We start from the raw sequence: 18,069 nt of genomic DNA on the forward strand, positions 1-18,069 counted from the left end.
CTTGTTTGTGATTTATAGATTAAACCCTTTATAGAATGAGGGTAATTGCTGTATGGGTTCTTTAAAAAACAAAGGTGTTTTCCCATCACTTCTGTGTATGGCATTGGTGCTGTAAAAAGTATGTTGGCTCTCTTCAAATAAGCGTTGGATTAATTCTTGTAGGTCTTGTGCATATAGTTGAATTTTCTGACGTGCCAATTCTGATTGGGATTGAACCAAACGAATCGTTTCTTTTTCTTGCTTTAAATGATTTACTGCTCTGGTTAGAATCTCCACTTCCCCTTTTACAATCTTCCATTTGTCTATGATTTTTTGTTCTACAGGAGATAGTTTCTTTTGAAAAACTGTAATTACAGATGCTGCAAAAAAGAATAAGTTCAAACAAGCAAAGTAAATTGGTTTTACCCCCTCTGAATTACTTAGTACTCCACTAGAGAATTGTGTCGCTCTAAACATTCCTAGTACATAGAATAATAGAAAAGCAGCTAAAAAAGTACCGCCTAGAATTAAGCGTTTTTGAAATGAATTTTTTCCTTTGCTTGTGATATTTTGAATTTGCTCGCTCACGAAAAATATCGCCCCACCGATTCCTATGCCGACTATATATGATGTAAGCATGTTATAACCCATCGCCATAAGCGCCACCGATGAAATAGCAACATCAACCAAACAGATAAACAGCAAGAAAATTCGTATGAGTTTATAGCGTTTGTCTTTTTTAATCAAAGAATTGTCACATTCTTCTAATTGACGTTCTTTGATACGCAATTCTTTTTCTTTTTTCTCCAATTCCTTATCTAAGGCTTCCTTTTTCTCTTTGGCGATTTCACGCTCTGAAACAATATGATAGGATTCTATCTCTGGACCTATTTCTTTTTTGGCTTTGGCAATCATCTTGGCGTATGACGCTCTAATTACTTTCGTATACACATCCACATCGCAAGCTGGCTCTGGTTTGTTCATCGCCCCTAAGTCTTTTGCTAAGGGGATGGATATCTCATTTTTAATCGCTTCGTGTTCTTGATGTAATTCTTTTTCTAACTGTTCTTTCTGAAACATAAAACTCAGGACTTCTGTAGTTTTGTTTCCATTGTTCTTTTCTGGTTTTTTACCTAATAATTTCATTGTATTTATTTTTAATTGTTATGTGAATACTTTATTTAATTGGTTTAAAGCACAAGGAGTTTTACCTCCTTGTGTTTGATGTACTTACTTTAGTTTGAAAGTGAACCCTGAATTACCATCTTCTAATACTTCTGGATTTCTATAACAGTCCATCATAATGATTTGAATGTCATCGTAGCTCGCTCCAAAAAGGTATTTCCCGTAAGATTTCAGATGTTTTGTAGACATAGATTGGCGCAGTTCTGAACAGATGGAAAAGAACGTATCTTTTGCATTTGCATCTAATTGATTTTGCTTCCATTTATTAAGGTTTGTAACAAATCGTTTTGCTAAATCTTTGCCTTTTCCGTTGGTGAAAATTTCTTGGTATTGAAAAAAGTAATAACAATGCTCTGCTAGTTTTATAAGTGGAATATCCATCTCTAGAAATTTTAAAAGATGGTTGATAAACTTTACAGGAAATGATTTTCGCATCGCAGTCATTCTCCCTCCAAGAGTGATTAATTCTTCCTTGAGTTTTACCTCTTGTATATCTACCCAGTGTGCTAATCTAAATTTTGGAATCGTACTTCCAAAAGTTATAGTTATTGCTTGGTTGGTATGCTGATACTCCTTTTTAAATGGTGTAAAGAATGCATCATTATCTGCAATAAATTGCTCCATTTTTCTTTTTGCTCGTCGTTCTGTTCTTGTCATAATTCTATTTTTCATCTTGTTTGTGTTTAGTATTAATATTCTGTTGTTTTGTAATCCACCATTGCTGTAAAAGTGAATTCATCTCTAAGTGTCTTGACATAGAAATCGTATGATGGTTTTGTATTTTTGTGTTTGTTTTCATTTATGTATTGTTTTAAAATTGGAAATAGAAAAGCACTCCCCAAATGTGGGAAGTGCTTGTTTACATTTATGCCTGCAACTGCTGTTGCAACCATAAGAAGCTGTCATTTGAATTATCTATAGATAAAGCTCTGTCTGTTATTGATTTTGCTTTCTTTAAAAGCCAAGGCTTGCGTTCCTCGTCCCATACGATTTTGGCTAATTGGAACTTGGTGTAGGCTCTGCTGTAGAAAATTTTAAACTCTGTAACTTTTACATCGTGATCGAATGCATACTGCATCAAGTCATCATAAAAATCATTAGCGGTCTCTAAGTTTTCTACATCTTTTGTTATTCTATAGGTGTAAGTAAAGTATCTACCATATAAATATAAGTAAGTAACTTTATGGTCTGGGTCTAACTCATCTGAATCTAAATCGTTCAGCATTTGGTAACCTATATGTCTATAGGTTGTTGATTTGATTAACAATTCGATGGCTGAGAGACATAAATCTGTCTCTTTGTAGTTTTTTGTTTTTTGTTCTGGAGTTTTAAAATTTTCCATACGTGGTTCATTTAAAGGTTAAACTTTGTTTGATGAACCACTAAAAATTTACTTGACTTATTCTAACACAAATGATATATATGTGTTGATTCAATTTAGAAATTGAATTCTTTAATTGAATAAGTTGAGATAGAAATGTGGTTCATATCTCGGCGATTTTACGGCTCACCTATTGGCGTAGGTGAGCTTTTTTCGCTTTTGATACTGCAATTTTAACGCTTGATTCTAAAGATTTTAAGGATTCAAAACGGATTCGTTAAGGAAAGAAAACGGAAAGACGGATTTCAAGCGAATGAAGAAAAACCTTATCTTTATTGCATGGATAAGAAAGAATCTGCTGGCGCAAAATTCTCAATTTCTGATTGGGAATTATTTAATAAAAGCTTAAATCCAAAGAAAATTAAAAAATTTTCAATTGGAATTGCTTCACAAAAAGCAGTGGAGAATATGACTTCTCGAGTTATCAATAAAGGTAATATTACTGAAAAATCTTTTGCAATTGACGCCCCGTATAGTGAAAGCACAGTAAGAAAATGTGTTACTTCAAAAGTGCTAACTCAATCAGCTTTTCATGGCATTTTATGTCTGTTTTTTCACAGTTTTGAAAAAGACAGTAAATACGATATTTATTATAATTCTAAATCTATTTCTGATTTTTTTAATTCAATTACTTTAATTGATAGTGAACAAGGGAGTGTTAAAAGATTTAGAGATTTTTTTGCTCAATTAGAAATACCTGAAAAATTTGGAGATGGATATGAAATTATAATTGATGAGGAATGGAATTTTGATTTTCAAGAAATAGATAATGAATATTCAAAAACGGAAATCACACCAAAAGACTTCAAGGAAGAAGTTTCTTTTTTAGGAAAAACTTTTGAAAGATTTATAACCAATAGAATCAATTTTAAAAATTTTGTTTTAAGTAATTGGAGATATATTACTGTATTAGTTTTAATAGGTATTACTGGATTTTTAATACTTAAAGAATATTCTTTAAAACCAATAAAAATCATTAAAGATGAAAACACCTATGTGTCATCAAAAAACAAAAATACTTTATCTAAAAAATATGGTAATTCTAAGCAAATATTTCCTAAATCAAAGAGTAAAGATTCATTATATATTTTAATAACCAGATTTGAAGAATTTAAAAGAGATACTATTAATGAAAATAATTGTGTAGGGTTTAGTATTAGTAATAAAATAGACCAACTAATTCATTTCAAAAAACTACCTATTAAATATGTTTATAATGAAGACATTGTACCTCCAAGAAAAATAGAAGATGCTACTAAAATACAACTAGCAAATAATGCAGATATTTTGATATGGGGGTTTAGTGCAAATTTCAAAGAAGATTGTGGAATTGGAGAAATTTGTTTTATGAGTTCGCCATCAGAAAATATGATAGATATTGCTGGTGGAAAATTTGTTAGTCCTGAAAAATTAAATATTGATTACACAGCATTTGACAGTATCGAAATGCAAGAGAAAGGTGCAGAATTACATATCAATGGTTTTGTATTTGAAAGCTGGTTATCAAATATGATATTTTTAAAAACTCAAAAGAAAAAACCTGCCTTTTTCATTATCAACCAAAATTTGAAACCAGTAGAGATATCAAATGAATATTCCGTTCGATCAAATTTATATCAAAATATTGGATTGATAGAAAGAGCAATTGAAGACTTAGATAGTGCTATTAATTTAACTCCAAAAAATGCAATAGTAATATTAAAAAGAGCGAGACTTTATTTAAGTCAAAATAAATTTATTTTAGCGGAAAAAGATTATACTGAAGCTATAAAAGTTGATCCATTAAATCCTAACAGATATGAAGAGAGAGCAAAATTTTATAGAAGAATTGATAAAAATAATTTCGCAGAAGAAGATTATACGAAAGCAATCAAAGTAGACCCTTCAAATCCTGATAGATATGAAGATAGGGGAAAATTTTATAGAAGAATCAATAAATATCACTTAGCGGAAAAAGATTACTCCAAAGCAATCAATACAGACTCGTTAAATGCAGATAGGTATGAGGATAGGGGAAAATTTTATTACAGAATTGGTAAGTATGATTTAGCAGAAAAAGATTATTCAAAGGCAATTGAGAAAGATTCTTTAAATCCAGATAGATATGAAGATAGGGCGAAATTTTATCACAGAATTAAAAATGATTTTTTAGCAGAAAGAGATAACTTAAAAGCAATTGAACTTGATCCAAAAAACTCAAATAATCATTCATTTAGATCGAGACTTTATGAAAAATCTAAATATGATTTGGCTGAAAAGGAATACTCAAAAGCTATAAAACTAGAACCATTAAATTATCAAAAATATTTAGATAGAGCTAATTTTTATATTAAACAGAGAAACTTTTATGAAGCTGAAAAAGATTTTACAAAAATAATTGAACTAAATCCAAAAGATATTGAGGGCTATCTATTTAGGGCTCAATTCTATCAAAAACATAAAGTAGGAAAATTTAAACTTGCTAAAAAAGATTTATGCAAAGTAATAGAATTAAATCCAAATTATATTCCAGCTTATTTCTTAAGAGCTAAAACTTATCAAAGAATTTCTAATAATAAAAATAGTGAAAATTATAATTTAGCGAAAAAAGATTTAGAAAAAGCCACTCTATTAGACACGACTTTATTTTTTAGAAAAAAAATAACTTCTATTTTAAAATCAATAAATATAAATAGAAAATTCCCTAAAAACATTAATTCATTATTAAATAAAGGGAGGCAAAGTATACAATCAAAGAATTTTGATAAAGCAGAAAAATATTTTAATGAAGTTTTATCTTTAGATTCAACTATTATTACAGCTCAAATTAATAGGGCGCGAGTTTATTTTTTTCAGAAAAAATATAAAACTTCTCAAGATGAATTATTAAAAATCATAAATAAAGATTCATCTTTTAGTAGTTCCTATGGGACACTAGGGCAAGTTTATCTAAAACAAAAAAAATATGAAAAAGCTATAGTTAACTTTTCAAAATCTATTTTGATTAATGATAATAAAGCTTATACATACAACCTTAGAGGTATTTGTTTGGATAAATTAGGTTATTATAAAAAAGCAGCTTTAGATTATAAAAAAGCAAAATCACTAAATCCCTCTTATTATGGATATTCTATTAATTTATTAAGATCTTATTTAATTTACCAATATTGGTACTATACTTTAATATTTATAATGGCTATTTCTACAAGCATTTATTTTTATAAAAAAAGAAAATAATTATAAAATATATTTTAAAAGCTTCAGCTTTTATCTATCAAAAACAAAAAGACAGCCTATATATTCCAGCTATCTCTTTGCATTTGTTTGCGTTGTTGTTCGTATTTAATTTGTTCCATTCTAATATGGTCAGGAATTTTTTCTTTTGCGGTATACTTTGGTAAAGAAATTTCTTTTGTAGAACGCATAAAATTCGTTGGTTTTTCTTTTGTTTTTTCGTTGTAAAACGTAGTTTTTTCAGAGTTATCCAGTACAAGGGAGTAGTAGACTCTCTTGGCTTTTTTACGTGTAAATGGGTCTGTTAAATCGTTGTTTAAATAATCTGTTACTTTGATGAGCTGTTTGTCTAACAGTTCCTGGATTCCATTGGTCACACTTCTGTTGGAGAGTCCTGCCTTTTCAAACTGAGAATGTGATATCCAGTCTTTCTGCTTTACATTTCTATTTTCATCACGCCACCCTAAAAGGTTTCTGATAATTTTTAAATAGACTCTGATAGCAGAACCGCTTAAGTCTCCAATCTGTGCATCAAAAAAAGCATTGGGAACAGGCGTCGTATGGTTAAGCCTCATGGGTTCCAAAGTCGATTACTGGTAAAGATTCATTATGATTTGGGAAAATCATAAAGTCCGTATTGGGTTGATGGTATAGTTGCAAAAACCAACCTCCGTTTTCGGTGACTTTTACAGTTCCTACTTTGTGATAAATCTTTTTATCAGTGGCATTGCCATTTCCAATCGTCTTACGAGTAACTACGTTATAAAATTTAGTCATACTAAAATTAAATTGTTATGTACTCTAACCTTAGGGTTTCCCCAATACAAGGATATTTTTACTGTAATTGATGTCGTGTAAAGGGTATTTTACGACGTTAAATCTCTATTTTTTAAAGGGCTTTATGCCCTAACGTGGTGGAGTTAACTGGTTATAACCGATTACAACAACAAAGGTGTAAATTAAATATAAAGGATAAACTTTATAAAGTATTACAGTATTGGTATCATTATATTCATAGTTAGAAAGTACTGCTTGTAATTATACACAACTATAATAAAAAAACAATCCGTTAAAGACTGTTTTGATTTGTTTACGCTAATTGTAGTTCTTTGCTTGTTGTAAATGTATTCAAATACCTACGAGCCACATCTTCATATCGCTTTTTAGAGAGTTGCATATACTGGAAGCTCGATTCTGGTTTTACGTGTCTGAGTAATGCACTCACATCACGAACACTTCCTCCTTGATCTAAAATATAATTGGCTTTTCCATGTCGAAAACTATGTGGAGTAATGTTTTTACCAAGCATTGCCATATCTGAGAGTTCAGTAATCCATCGTTGTACACTCCTTGGGGTGAAGACGTTTTTGGTTTTAGGGTTAATCAGCAGTAAATTCGATTCACAATCCATACAAGCACGCATACCTAAATATCGATTCATAAGTTCGTCAGTATCTGCTCCCCAAATTACCAAATTGTAGCGCATACTTTTTCGAGTTCTTACTTTTGCGGTTCTTAGTCCATCAGTTCCCTGTTCTCCAATATCAGAAATTTTGATATCTAACAGTTCGCTCAATCGCATTCCTGTATCCCAAAGCAAATGAATAATCAATTTCTTTTGTAAGTCTTGCAAATGATTTACTTCCAATAAATCGCTCATATCTTCCAAATCATCTTTAGTTACGATATCTTTATCTGCACTAATAAAACGAATCGGAATAATTTCTTTAGGATTGAATCCTGTTTTTCCTCTACCATGCCAAAACCAAAAGAAATTTTTCAACACTCTTGCAGAATATGCAATGGTGTTTAAACTGTATTTTTCTTCCAAACTTCTGTGAAATGCGACAATATCATCTCCATTAATTTCGTCTAATTTATCTTTTGGGGCTATAAACGCTTTGAACTGTAATAGTCTGTTTTCATAGCGTGTGTATGCCCAATTGGTATGTGTCTGTTTCCATTCTAAATAAACCTGTATAGCTTTTTCAATATTCATGTCATAAAAGACCCGCCAAAAGGAAATCTAGCGGGTCTTTTATATACCCAAGGTCGTAGGACGACAGCCAAAGTATTAAAATGAAAACACTTTAATAAAAAGACCGTGGTTCTGACCACTTAGGTAGATAAATAAACGCGCGTTGTTTCCTTTAATCTGTTTAAAAATAAACAGACGAGGCTTTCGCCCAACGGGGTTTCTTCATATTTAATTTACGGTTAAAAGTATAATTCATAATCTTAAATTTAGCAAGGTAACGCAGTTACTTTTTTACTAAAAAAACCTTAATGCTTCCCTGTTCCATTTGTGCTATAATAGTAGTAAATAGAACGTAAAAAAGTTTCTCATTAAGAATTTTCAAACAGTACCACAGATTTAAAATAAAGCAAGTTCTTTTCACAAGTCCAAATACTGGACTGTACAATTTTATATTTATCCTTCTTCACCCTAATCCCTTTTATGCAATGGCAAGACTATCGTTTGTATGACATCAGTTATTTTGCCAAATCTAATTTTAGAAGTGCAGGACAAACATTCGGCATCAAACAGTCAGACCGACTATTTCATTTCTATTGTTTTGGAAAGAGTGGAAGTGGTAAAACTTCCCTACTCAAAAAATTGATGGACACTGATATTAGAGCCAATCGTGGATTTACCTTTTTAGATGTACACGGAGATGCCTCTCGTGAAATGGTTTTAAAACTACAACACAACTATACAAATCGTGAGTTTATCTACTTTGATGTGACCAATCCGAATTTGGATATTGGTTACAATCCATTGAGAAAAGTATCTTTTTCAAAAAGATCATTAGTGGCTTCGAACATCTTGGAAATTTTCCAACGGAATTGGAAATCCGCCTGGGGAATGAAAATGGAACATATCTTACGAATGATTTTGCTTACCCTATTGGACCAGCCCAAAGCACAGCTTTCGGACATCCTAAAACTATTATATGAGAAATCATATCAACAAGAGTGTTTACCCAATATCACATCTCTGGCGATTCGCCAGTTTTGGGAATCTGAATTTCCAAAATACAAGCCCAATGACCTTTTGCCCATTATGAACAAATTAGGTGGTTTCTTAAGCCATTCTATTGTGCATAAAATCTTAATTGAGAATACAAATCAATTATCTCTTAGAAAGATAATTGATGACGGCACCATCTTGGTACTCAATTTAGCAAAAGGACAAGTAGGTTCAGATGTTGCCAATATTTTAGGTGGACTCTTACTAACCTCTTTAGCATCTGCATCTTTTTCAAGAATTGATATTTTAGAAAAAGACAGAACCCCTTATTTTTTATACATAGACGAGTTTCAAACGATTTCTGGAACAGAACTCATTGCAGAATTATTGGCACAGGTGCGTAAGTTCAAAATTGGGCTTATCCTCGCCAACCAATTCTTACATCAGCTCGATTCAGAAGTTCGAAATAGTGTGCTTGGGAACGTAGGTACTATTGTTGCCTTTCGTTTGGGAATTTCTGATGCCAATCTCATGGCTAAAGAATTCTATCCCATCTTTAAAGCTTCAGACTTCACTTCCCTTGCCAATCATTCCATCTATCTAAAATTGATGATTGATGGCAAACCCTCTGTACCCTTTAGTGCAGATACTATTCTATGAGTTGGCAGTAATACAGTCGCAGTATGCAGTCTCAGAATGCAGATGGTGAACTGAAAACTGATACTGCCAACTGAATACTAAAAACCATCAACCAAAAACGAACAACTAAAAACCAATAGAAATGAAAAAACAGTTGCCCTCAACACAGGTGTTGTCCTGTGCTGAAATTGAAATCCATTACAAACGCCCTTTATTCTCTACAATGCAAAGTATTGCATCTGCTGAAGATGTGAATGCCCTGTTACGAGCCTATATCCATCCTAATTTAATGGATGTAAAAGAATTCTTTTTTACTATTTTCCTCTCCAGAGCCAATACTGTTTTAGGTATTGCAACCATAGGAGTAGGAACTATTGATGGTGTACATGTAAACATTCGCGAGATATTTGAACTGACTTTACTCAGTCATGCCTCACAAATTATTGTGGCGCACAACCATCCCTCTGGGAAATTACAGCCCTCACAAAATGATAGAAAAATTACCGAAAAACTCAAACAAGGCTTGTCCTTGTTTGACGTAAAATTGTTAGATCATTTGATCCTGACTTCGGAAGATTATTTGTCTTTTACCAACGAGGGAGAACTTTAATTATCGATAACCTTATTACCCTATATGCCAAAGACCTGCATTTCCTATTATGGAGGCAAACAGAATTTAGTAAAAACCATACTTCCTTTAATTCCAGAACATAAAATATACACAGAAGCTTTCTTTGGGGGTGGTGCAATATTCTTTGCAAAACCGCCATCAGAAACAGAAGTGATTAATGACACCAATACTATGGTGGTTAATTTCTATGAAGTCGCTCGAAGCGACTTTCAAGCATTAAAAGAAAAAATTGAAGCTACCTTATTTTCAAGAGCGAGCTACACAGTTGCATTGGCTATCTATCGAATGCCTCATCTGTTTAACAAGTTGCAACAAGCTTGGGCGTTTTATATCGCCACGAATATGGGTTTCTCTTGTACCATTGGTTCTTGGGGTTATGACAAATACGGGAAGCGTGTCAAAGCTTTTATCAATAAGAAGATGCTCTTCAACCAAGAAATTCCAAGGCGCTTAGAAAGTTGCCAAGTAGAAGATAATGATGCGATTAAAGTTATTCAAAGTCGAGATGCAATAGATGCATTCCATTATGTGGACCCACCTTACTTTAATAGTGATATGGGGCATTATGGTGGATATACTGAAAATGATTTCAAGCAATTGTTAGAAACATTATCGAAGCTCAAAGGAAAATTTTTACTCAGCTCTTACCCCTCTGAAATTTTAGAAGCCTATTCTAAAAAATATGGATGGCATACGCTACGAATTGAGAAACCTCTTTCTGCCCAGAAAGCAGTTACTGGAAAACCCAGAGGACGGAAAATAGAAGTCTTAACGGCAAATTATCCGATTTCCTCAAATCAAATTACCTCATAAATTCAAACCATTTAAATTATACAAAATGACAATTAAAGAACAAAAAAGAGTACTGTATTTTTTAGAAGCCTTTCTAATCAATATTGAAAGTCAAGATGACAATCGTATAAGTAGTAAACTATCTTGTCTCTTTTCTAAGAAAGAATTGGTAGAAATCGTACTGTGGTTGTACACCAATTTTAAAGAAACGGATGTCATCCACAAAACTGATGCTGAACTCTTAACCTTAATTGGAGATGATGCAAACATTTTATCTTTTATCATCGAACAATGGAAAAAGAAAATGAGTAGCGTTCCTATACTTACGCAGGAACAAGTAGCTCAATATTTTGAAGAACTACAATTAGAATCTCATTATCTGAACCATAAAGCTGTCAAAGAATGGGATAATTATGATATCAGTAATTACTACAGCATATTACACAAACGAGGAAAGATTCGTCGTGCTTATGCCATTTTTACCGCAGATATAAAAGAAGTAGATAAACACCTTGTGACGACTCCGCCCTCTTTATTTTTTGACACCAAAGCCGAAGCAGAACAAGAGCTTATCAGCTTCTGCAAACAACAACAAACAGACCCAATGGATTATGTGATTCATTGGCTCTGGAGAATACAATAAACAAAATTACTAATCAGCGCTGATGCACAGCGCAAAAATTCAATAATTATGAGTAAATCAAGTATCGTGGATGTATTAATTGAAAACATTCAAACTGACCAAAATCTACTTCAAGAAGTAGATACAAAAATGAACAGCTTAAAGGACGAAAAGCAAGTAATTGTGAATCGTCTAAAAGAACAGCATAAAGACTTATCGGTCTTATCAAAATATGCTGATGAGATTCAACAAGCAAAAATTAAGGAATTGGGATTTGATGTTTCCGAGCCTCAAAAAAATGTGAATACTGTTGCCAATGTTGCCTTTGATTTAATCATCAAAGCCAAAGACAACCAGTTAACCAATAATGCTTGGTATGAGGGATATGTGAAAAGTGTTCCTAAGAATGAAGAAGCTTTAAAATATTCTGCTTTTAACATCAAATGTAGAACACTGTTTAATACGCAGAAGCTAATCCGAAAAAAAGGAACTGACCCTAAATCTTCTCGTGAAGACATCATTTCTCTAAACGGGCAGGTAAAACCTGCTGTTAAGGAAGATGAGAAGAAAACTTCTGATAGCTCTAAAACTAATAAAAAAGATGACAAATCTACTCAGACAACCAAATAAAGAAAAAGCCATCGATTTTGCTATATGGTTGAACTTTAAACATCGAGTGGATGGAAAACGCTTTGGAGTCATTCAAAGTGTGGAGGGAGATTTCATAATTGTATCTCCAGACCATCCTACGTTTATAGGAGAAGCTTTTGAAACTTTACCTGACCATTATGCTGATATGGATTATAAACATATCCGAAATATTGGAATGGATATTGACCCACTGCATCACTTTGCTGAAATAAAAGGAATGATATCTGTGATGGACGGAGAAATTTTACGCTTTATCCTAAAGTATAAAATTCCACTAAAAAAACTCATTCGTTATGAATTGGCTTGTCGTGGATATGACGAAAATCACCAATGGGTAGGTTTTGATAAGGCTGAAGATATTTGGCTGAAATAACAATTGAATACAACAAAGCACTCAATGATGTATTGAGTGCTTTTTTTATAACTAGAAGTTAAAAATAATTAATTCTTTATAAAAATACTTGAACTACCATCTTCAACTGTCATTTTTGTTCCCTCTATTTTAAATGGAATATTACCTGAGGAAGAGAAAGCAAATACACCATTTGTACCATCGAAGGTATACGTACCTGATTCAATAGTTCCCTCTCCAACATATTTAAAATCACTATCAGATATAAAAGCATAACTCTCGCCTTCATCATCTGCTGTTCCTAACCAAATGGTATTAAATAATTCTCCATCAAAAGGATTGTCTATTTCATCACTACTTGAACACGCATGTAATGTTACTATTGCAATAAGCATTATTATAATTTTTTTCATCTTTTTAAATTTTTATGATTTATATTTTTTACCATTTCTCGTCATTATCATTCCCTGCTGATACAATCTTATCTTGCACTCCTTTAATAGCATCTGGAAGTAGTTTATTCATTTTCTTAATGATTTTCTTATCACCAGTTACATCCAATTCTTTTTGTTTTGATAAAGAAGAAATGGCTTTTAAATACACAATGTTGTGAATCTTCCAACGTAACTTGTTTTCTTTGATGTCAAAAGTTTCTGTTAGAATTCCGTATTTGAATGTTCCCATTCTAAAATTGTAACGGATTACTATTTTTTCGTTTTCAATCTTTGATTGAATGACATCACTCTTAGGAATGTAATTATTCAGAATCCGTTTGTAAATTTCTTTGGGACTTGTATTGGGTATGTCAAATACTTGGACATATTCCCAACGTTTGGTTTTTTTGTTTTGACTTAATTTTTGTCCCAACACCGAAAAACTTAAAAAAAGTGCCAAAACAACTACTGTTTTTTTCATAAAGATTTGATTTTAATTGCCTTTGACTCTTTAAAAGGCAGTTATTATTAATGAGTCACAGCTAAAGTAGACAAACAATTTTAAAAATACTACTTATTAATGGTATTTTATAAGTAGTAACAAAATCAAAGTAACTATTCTTTATTTGTATATGGCAAATCAAGAAGACTTTATCAAAGAACAACAGGAAAGACTCGGAAAAAGATTCCGAGAATTACGAATAGCAAAAGGTTATACCAATTACGAACAATTTGCTTTTGAACATCGAATTCCAAGAGCTCAATATGGACGTTATGAAAATGGGAGTGACCTTCGTTTTAGCTCACTTGTGAAAATTCTAAAAGCAATGGATATTTCTTTGGAAGAGTTTTTTAAAGGGATGTAAAGAAAATCTGTATTTTTGTTATAAAAACCAATAGCTATGATTTCTGATGAAATTAAAAAACAAGTAGAAGCATACATCAACGATTATAATGAACATGTTAATGATGAGTTTGATGGATTAGCACCTTCTCAAATGCAAGCTCTTTTATATGATTGTTTTGGAGAACACAGTATTCTAGAATTTCAAAAGCTTTCTAAAAAACATTATAATGCTATACCTATTTTAAATCAGGTAAAATACCTAGCGAATGCTATTGGTAAAGAAAAAGAAGTAAAGCTAACCAAAACTGGAGCCTTGCCTACTAAAATTGTATATGATGTTTACGAAAATGGAGGGTTCAAAGAAGATTATATTGAAAAAGGATATACAAAACTTCGTAAAGAATCGGACTCTTTTTCTGTACAACTCTCCAATATTTTGTTACAACTCACTGGAATTATAAAAAAAAGAAACAACAAATTAAGTCTTACTAAAAAAGGAAGTTCTCTTATTAATAATAACCATCAACTGTTTCCTTTGTTATTTGAAACTTTTTGTACCAAATTTAACTGGGATTATTTTGACGGATATAGTGAAGAAAAATGGGGGCAATTAGGATTTGGGTACTCTTTATATTTAATAAGTAAGTATGGAGACCATAAACGCAAAGATGTATTTTATGCAGAAAAATATTTTACTGCTTTTCCAACCCTACTTGAAATACATCCTTTTGATGAGAGTATTATAAGAAATGCACATGGTGCTTATTTCTATAGGGCTTTTGAACATTTTTTAGTACCCTTTGGACTTATCAAGTACCAAGAAAGAGATTTGTTTGAACCAAGAGACCTTGTAAAAACAGCATTATTTGATGCTTTTATTAAGATAAAAAGTAATTAAAAATATACCATCTACGATAGATTATTCCATTTTTTGTAATTCTTCTAAATAAAATTCCAAATCTTCATCATCGATTAGATTTTCCTCATTTTCTGATTCTTTAATTCGTTTTGCGATAATACGATCACGTTCCTTTTGAAATGCTTCTTTAGAAACTTCTTTACCATAGTTGTAATATACTTCAGACATATTCTAAATATAACATGATTTTTTAGTATCTTTAAACTGAAAATAGTGCGTTCTCGCACTTTCTTTTTCATAGCAATTTTTTCCACCTCCATGTGAGGTGGTTATTTTTTTATAAACTAATTATTGTTTTTTCTAAATTAGCTTCTGAAAAGCTATGAGAAAATGTACAAAAGAAATTATCATCCATTGATAATTCTACTATATGCTAGTGGAATGTTGGATGCCAACCAAATTGCTCAATTACCTAAAACAACTAAATTTAACTGGAATCAGTTTAGACACGAAAACTATTATGGGACAGACTGGGTTTCTTCATACATCAATCAGTTTGATAATATCAAAGACGTTTTTGCTTCTGCTTTTCTCTATAAATCTTTACGATTCTTAATAGAAACTAGAAAAGGATATTTGTATATGTTACAAGAGTTTTCTCATAACAAACAGCTCTTGAAATTACACGCTAATAAAATTATTTCCTCTATTGAGAAGATGAAATCTTTAGCAAATGTGAGTATAAAAACTGCTTGTAAATATTATGGTATTTCTAAAGATTGGTATTACAATCAGAAAAGAAAGTTGGTTTGTAAAATTAGCCCTTTTCAAAAATGTTATCGTCAACATCCGAATCAATTAACAGTGAGTGAGATTTCTGTAATTGAAAAATTAGTAACAGATCCTATTAACTTTGGTAAAACAAAAGTGACTTTGTATTATCATGCAATGAGAAATAAATTACTCTTTTGTGGTAAATCTACTTTTAACAAATATGCTTCTGCTTTGGGATATATAAAACCAAAACGATTTAGATATCCAATAAAAAAAGGTTTGAGAGCCTTAAGAGTTTTTGAGTGGTTACATGTGGATATTACTATTGTGAATACCATACAGGATGGAATTCAAAAAGTAGCTTTTGTAAAAGATAATTTCTCAAAAGGAATTTTACATTATGCATCTACAAACGGAAAAGCTGGAAGTGAATTTATTAAAAACCTATTTACTGAAACTTTTTTGAAATATAATTTACTAAATGCTGTAAAACCAATCAATATTTTATCCGATGGTGGTAGTGAAAATAAAGGAGAACTTTTATCTTGGATAGAAAATATTAAAGCACCACCTGTGGTTAGTAAAATAACAGCACAAACTAAAGACTTCCCTTTTTCTAATTCTATGTCCGAAAGTACGCATAGTATTTATAAAACTGAATTTTTAAATGGTAAATATTCTCTCAACGAAAAAACACATTTAAAAGATTTAGAACGTTTTGTGGAATATTATAATCATCATAGATACCCAACTGATTTATTGGGATTGACACCTTTTGAAGTCGTAAACGGAAAAATTCCTGAAAAAAATCACTTTAAAGAGAAAATACAAGAGGCTAGAAAAGATAGAGTAGTCATAAACCAACAATTTAATGATTGTAAAATTACTCTTGGGTGTAATTCTTAAAATTAGAGTGATATAGTCATAATCCTAAAATCTTTTTAACGAACAAAACGAATTTTCGTACATTTTTGAAAATAAAAAAAGGATATCCAATTTCTGAATATCCTTTTTATGACTATGACTAATTTATCTATTGAGAAATTACTACCTATTTCTTAAACCCCTATAGTTACTGAAATGTTCCAATGTTGGAACCCTTTTGTTGTAGTTTTAAATAGCGAGTGCCCGTTTTTATAACCTCTAACGAATTTTTAATATTTCAAAGAACCTGAATAAGCCTCAATTAAGAGGCTTATTTATTTGTAATTTACTGATTATCAGTATTTGTTTTTAATCTTTTTTCAAAAGAACCAGTTTAAGACACTACCCCATCAATTTGATGGGCATTTATAATTAGAAAAATAATTTCAACTTATAATTTTTCATAAGCTTCATATAAATCTTCTTGAATATCTACATCTAATTCTTTAAAAGTTTCTAGATTATCCTTGAAGATTTTAAGTACAATTTCTTTTTGCTCATTATTAGAACTCCAATAATCATTGCCAATTTTTAAAACATTTAGAAACAAATCTCCTTCATAATAATCAGCTTCAACAAAAGGTTCTTTTTCTAAAATCTTTATTGCGATAGGTAATAAGTATTTTAACCCTATTTTCTGTCCAATCATAATTCTCAAATCTTCAGGAGAAAAAAACTTTAGTTTTTTATTTGCTAAATCAAAGCATCTTCTAACCAGATGAGATTCGTATTCTGGAGGATTAGGTATAGGTATATCTAGTAATTGATTAATCGTTTTATCTAAATTCATTTTGTAAAAATATAATTATTGTGCTTGCCTTCTAGCTCTATTTAAAATATTTTGGATTTGATCTTTTTGACCTTGTAATTGTGTTCTTAAACTTGTTGCAGCCTTTAAAACATCATCCGATAAATCTCCATTCTTAATAAGTTTATTTAATTTTTTTAATTGATTTCCAACACCTTTCAAGGCATCATTAACTTCTCCAAGGTGGTCAAATGTTTTTCCTCCTATCTTAACTGGTTGTCCAAATATATCTTTTACAGCCCCAACTAAATCACTTGAAGATAAATGAGTAGATATATTATTTACCTTTTTAGTAATTCCTTCTAAAAGGTCAGCTCCTTTGCCTGAAAGTTTACCAAAATCTAAATTTATCTTTTTTAACCCTTTACCAGCTATAGTTGTAGCATTATCAGCTAATTTTTCAAATTTTTTGAGTTTATTCCAAACCTTAATCCCTTTTTTTGTTAGGGATGCAGCACCATAAGCGTCACCAACAGCTGGTATAACCTCTATAGCATGTTCCCACCATGCACTTTCTAATCCATCAAGAGCACTTCCAGCATCTTTTAATAACTGTTTACCCCACTTTTTTGAACCATAGTTTTTTAATCTCTTCTTAATAGAGCTTTTAATATAACTCTTCATAGCTTTCTTCAAACCTACTTTAGCAGCATGTTTAAGAATCATTGAAATTGGAGATTTTCCATCTGGGTCAACAAAAAATAATGGGCTATTATATGAATAATTATAAGGAGACCAATCATAAAACTGTTCTGCTAAAGGATCCATATTCATCCAACGCCCAAGCGAAGCATCATAATTTCTAGCTCCAAAATCGTGCCATTGTAAACCTAATTCTTCATTTAATTCTTTTCCGATAAACCCAAATTTCTGCGCTGTTGGATTTCCAGCACCTGTGTTCATTACGTTATTATACCCTTTATGTTTGAGTCCAAAAGGATAGTAGTTAGATTCTTCAACAATTTCTAAATCAGTATTACTTGTGTTATTTGGGTTACTATCTTTAT

At 31.3% G+C, this 18,069-nt stretch carries 21 protein-coding genes; 10 read left to right on the forward strand and 11 right to left on the reverse strand.

The features are described from left to right. Positions 1–12 precede the first annotated feature (12 nt). From ACY2RW_RS14230 to ACY2RW_RS14245, 4 genes are all read right to left on the reverse strand, one after another. A complete protein-coding gene (locus ACY2RW_RS14230; RefSeq protein WP_490123401.1) occupies positions 13–1,125 on the reverse strand; it encodes a hypothetical protein in 1,113 nt (370 codons plus the stop codon). Between the two features lie 84 nt (positions 1,126–1,209). Then, positions 1,210–1,836: a hypothetical protein gene (locus tag ACY2RW_RS14235; protein WP_490123402.1), complete on the reverse strand. Its 627-nt coding sequence runs from the start codon at positions 1,834–1,836 to the stop codon at positions 1,210–1,212. After that, positions 1,826–1,963, reverse strand: a complete 138-nt coding sequence (locus tag ACY2RW_RS14240; RefSeq protein WP_490123403.1) for a hypothetical protein — start codon at positions 1,961–1,963, stop codon at positions 1,826–1,828. The genes ACY2RW_RS14235 and ACY2RW_RS14240 overlap by 11 nt, the downstream gene beginning before the upstream one ends. A 66-nt stretch (positions 1,964–2,029) precedes the next feature. Continuing rightward, the gene (locus ACY2RW_RS14245; RefSeq protein ID WP_490123404.1) at positions 2,030–2,506 is read right to left on the reverse strand and encodes a hypothetical protein; all 477 of its coding nucleotides are present in this window, start codon (positions 2,504–2,506) and stop codon (positions 2,030–2,032) included. 318 nt (positions 2,507–2,824) lie between these two features. Between ACY2RW_RS14245 and ACY2RW_RS14250 the strand changes: the two genes are divergently transcribed. After that, entirely contained in the window at positions 2,825–5,761 is a 2,937-nt protein-coding gene (locus ACY2RW_RS14250; protein WP_490123405.1) for a tetratricopeptide repeat protein, read from the forward strand. 56 nt (positions 5,762–5,817) lie between these two features. Here the strand turns inward: ACY2RW_RS14250 and ACY2RW_RS14255 are convergent, their stop codons facing one another. Together ACY2RW_RS14255 and ACY2RW_RS14260 are read right to left on the reverse strand one after the other, a co-directional pair. After that, positions 5,818–6,333, reverse strand: coding sequence for a hypothetical protein (locus ACY2RW_RS14255; RefSeq protein ID WP_490123406.1), 516 nt, complete (start codon positions 6,331–6,333; stop codon positions 5,818–5,820). Positions 6,334–6,848: 515 nt separating this feature from the next. Beyond that, entirely contained in the window at positions 6,849–7,757 is a 909-nt protein-coding gene (locus ACY2RW_RS14260; RefSeq protein ID WP_490123407.1) for a tyrosine-type recombinase/integrase, read from the reverse strand. A 459-nt stretch (positions 7,758–8,216) separates the two neighbouring features. Here ACY2RW_RS14260 and ACY2RW_RS14265 point away from each other — a divergent pair, with 459 nt between their 5' ends. The 6 genes from ACY2RW_RS14265 (at position 8,217) to ACY2RW_RS14290 (ending at position 12,437) form a co-directional block, all read left to right on the forward strand. Then, positions 8,217–9,389, forward strand: coding sequence for a type IV secretory system conjugative DNA transfer family protein (locus ACY2RW_RS14265; RefSeq protein ID WP_490123408.1), 1,173 nt, complete (start codon positions 8,217–8,219; stop codon positions 9,387–9,389). Positions 9,390–9,510: 121 nt separating this feature from the next. After that, positions 9,511–9,978, forward strand: a complete 468-nt coding sequence (locus tag ACY2RW_RS14270) for a JAB domain-containing protein (RefSeq protein ID WP_490123409.1) — start codon at positions 9,511–9,513, stop codon at positions 9,976–9,978. Between the two features lie 24 nt (positions 9,979–10,002). Further along, on the forward strand, positions 10,003–10,812 hold the full coding sequence (locus ACY2RW_RS14275; protein ID WP_490123410.1) for a DNA adenine methylase: 810 nt from the start codon (positions 10,003–10,005) through the stop codon (positions 10,810–10,812). A 25-nt stretch (positions 10,813–10,837) separates the two neighbouring features. Then, positions 10,838–11,434 (forward strand): hypothetical protein, encoded by a 597-nt coding sequence (locus tag ACY2RW_RS14280; RefSeq protein ID WP_490123411.1) that lies wholly within the window; start codon positions 10,838–10,840, stop codon positions 11,432–11,434. A 48-nt stretch (positions 11,435–11,482) separates the two neighbouring features. Continuing rightward, on the forward strand, positions 11,483–12,043 hold the full coding sequence (locus tag ACY2RW_RS14285) for a hypothetical protein (RefSeq protein ID WP_490123412.1): 561 nt from the start codon (positions 11,483–11,485) through the stop codon (positions 12,041–12,043). Then, positions 12,015–12,437: a hypothetical protein gene (locus ACY2RW_RS14290; RefSeq protein ID WP_490123413.1), complete on the forward strand. Its 423-nt coding sequence runs from the start codon at positions 12,015–12,017 to the stop codon at positions 12,435–12,437. The genes ACY2RW_RS14285 and ACY2RW_RS14290 overlap by 29 nt, the downstream gene beginning before the upstream one ends. A gap of 68 nt (positions 12,438–12,505) precedes the next feature. Here ACY2RW_RS14290 and ACY2RW_RS14295 read toward each other — a convergent pair whose 3' ends face one another. After that, the gene (locus ACY2RW_RS14295; RefSeq protein ID WP_490123414.1) at positions 12,506–12,829 is read right to left on the reverse strand and encodes a hypothetical protein; all 324 of its coding nucleotides are present in this window, start codon (positions 12,827–12,829) and stop codon (positions 12,506–12,508) included. A gap of 28 nt (positions 12,830–12,857) precedes the next feature. Then, positions 12,858–13,331 (reverse strand): DUF4468 domain-containing protein, encoded by a 474-nt coding sequence (locus ACY2RW_RS14300; protein ID WP_490123415.1) that lies wholly within the window; start codon positions 13,329–13,331, stop codon positions 12,858–12,860. Between the two features lie 151 nt (positions 13,332–13,482). Between ACY2RW_RS14300 and ACY2RW_RS14305 the strand changes: the two genes are divergently transcribed. Beyond that, on the forward strand, positions 13,483–13,716 hold the full coding sequence (locus ACY2RW_RS14305) for a helix-turn-helix domain-containing protein (protein ID WP_490123416.1): 234 nt from the start codon (positions 13,483–13,485) through the stop codon (positions 13,714–13,716). Between the two features lie 36 nt (positions 13,717–13,752). Further along, complete coding sequence (locus ACY2RW_RS14310) at positions 13,753–14,595, forward strand: hypothetical protein (protein ID WP_490123417.1); 843 nt, start codon at positions 13,753–13,755, stop codon at positions 14,593–14,595. Between the two features lie 21 nt (positions 14,596–14,616). Here the strand turns inward: ACY2RW_RS14310 and ACY2RW_RS14315 are convergent, their stop codons facing one another. Beyond that, entirely contained in the window at positions 14,617–14,784 is a 168-nt protein-coding gene (locus ACY2RW_RS14315) for a hypothetical protein (protein ID WP_490123418.1), read from the reverse strand. Between the two features lie 162 nt (positions 14,785–14,946). Between ACY2RW_RS14315 and ACY2RW_RS14320 the strand changes: the two genes are divergently transcribed. Next, entirely contained in the window at positions 14,947–16,236 is a 1,290-nt protein-coding gene (locus ACY2RW_RS14320; RefSeq protein WP_490123419.1) for a hypothetical protein, read from the forward strand. Positions 16,237–16,645: 409 nt separating this feature from the next. Here the strand turns inward: ACY2RW_RS14320 and ACY2RW_RS14325 are convergent, their stop codons facing one another. Further along, entirely contained in the window at positions 16,646–17,044 is a 399-nt protein-coding gene (locus tag ACY2RW_RS14325; protein ID WP_490123420.1) for a contact-dependent growth inhibition system immunity protein, read from the reverse strand. 15 nt (positions 17,045–17,059) lie between these two features. After that, on the reverse strand, positions 17,060–18,069 hold a 1,010-nt coding region (locus ACY2RW_RS14330; RefSeq protein WP_490123421.1), incomplete at its 5' end, for an RHS repeat-associated core domain-containing protein.

It is taken from the genome of Polaribacter sp. 2305UL8-11, assembly GCF_058147165.1.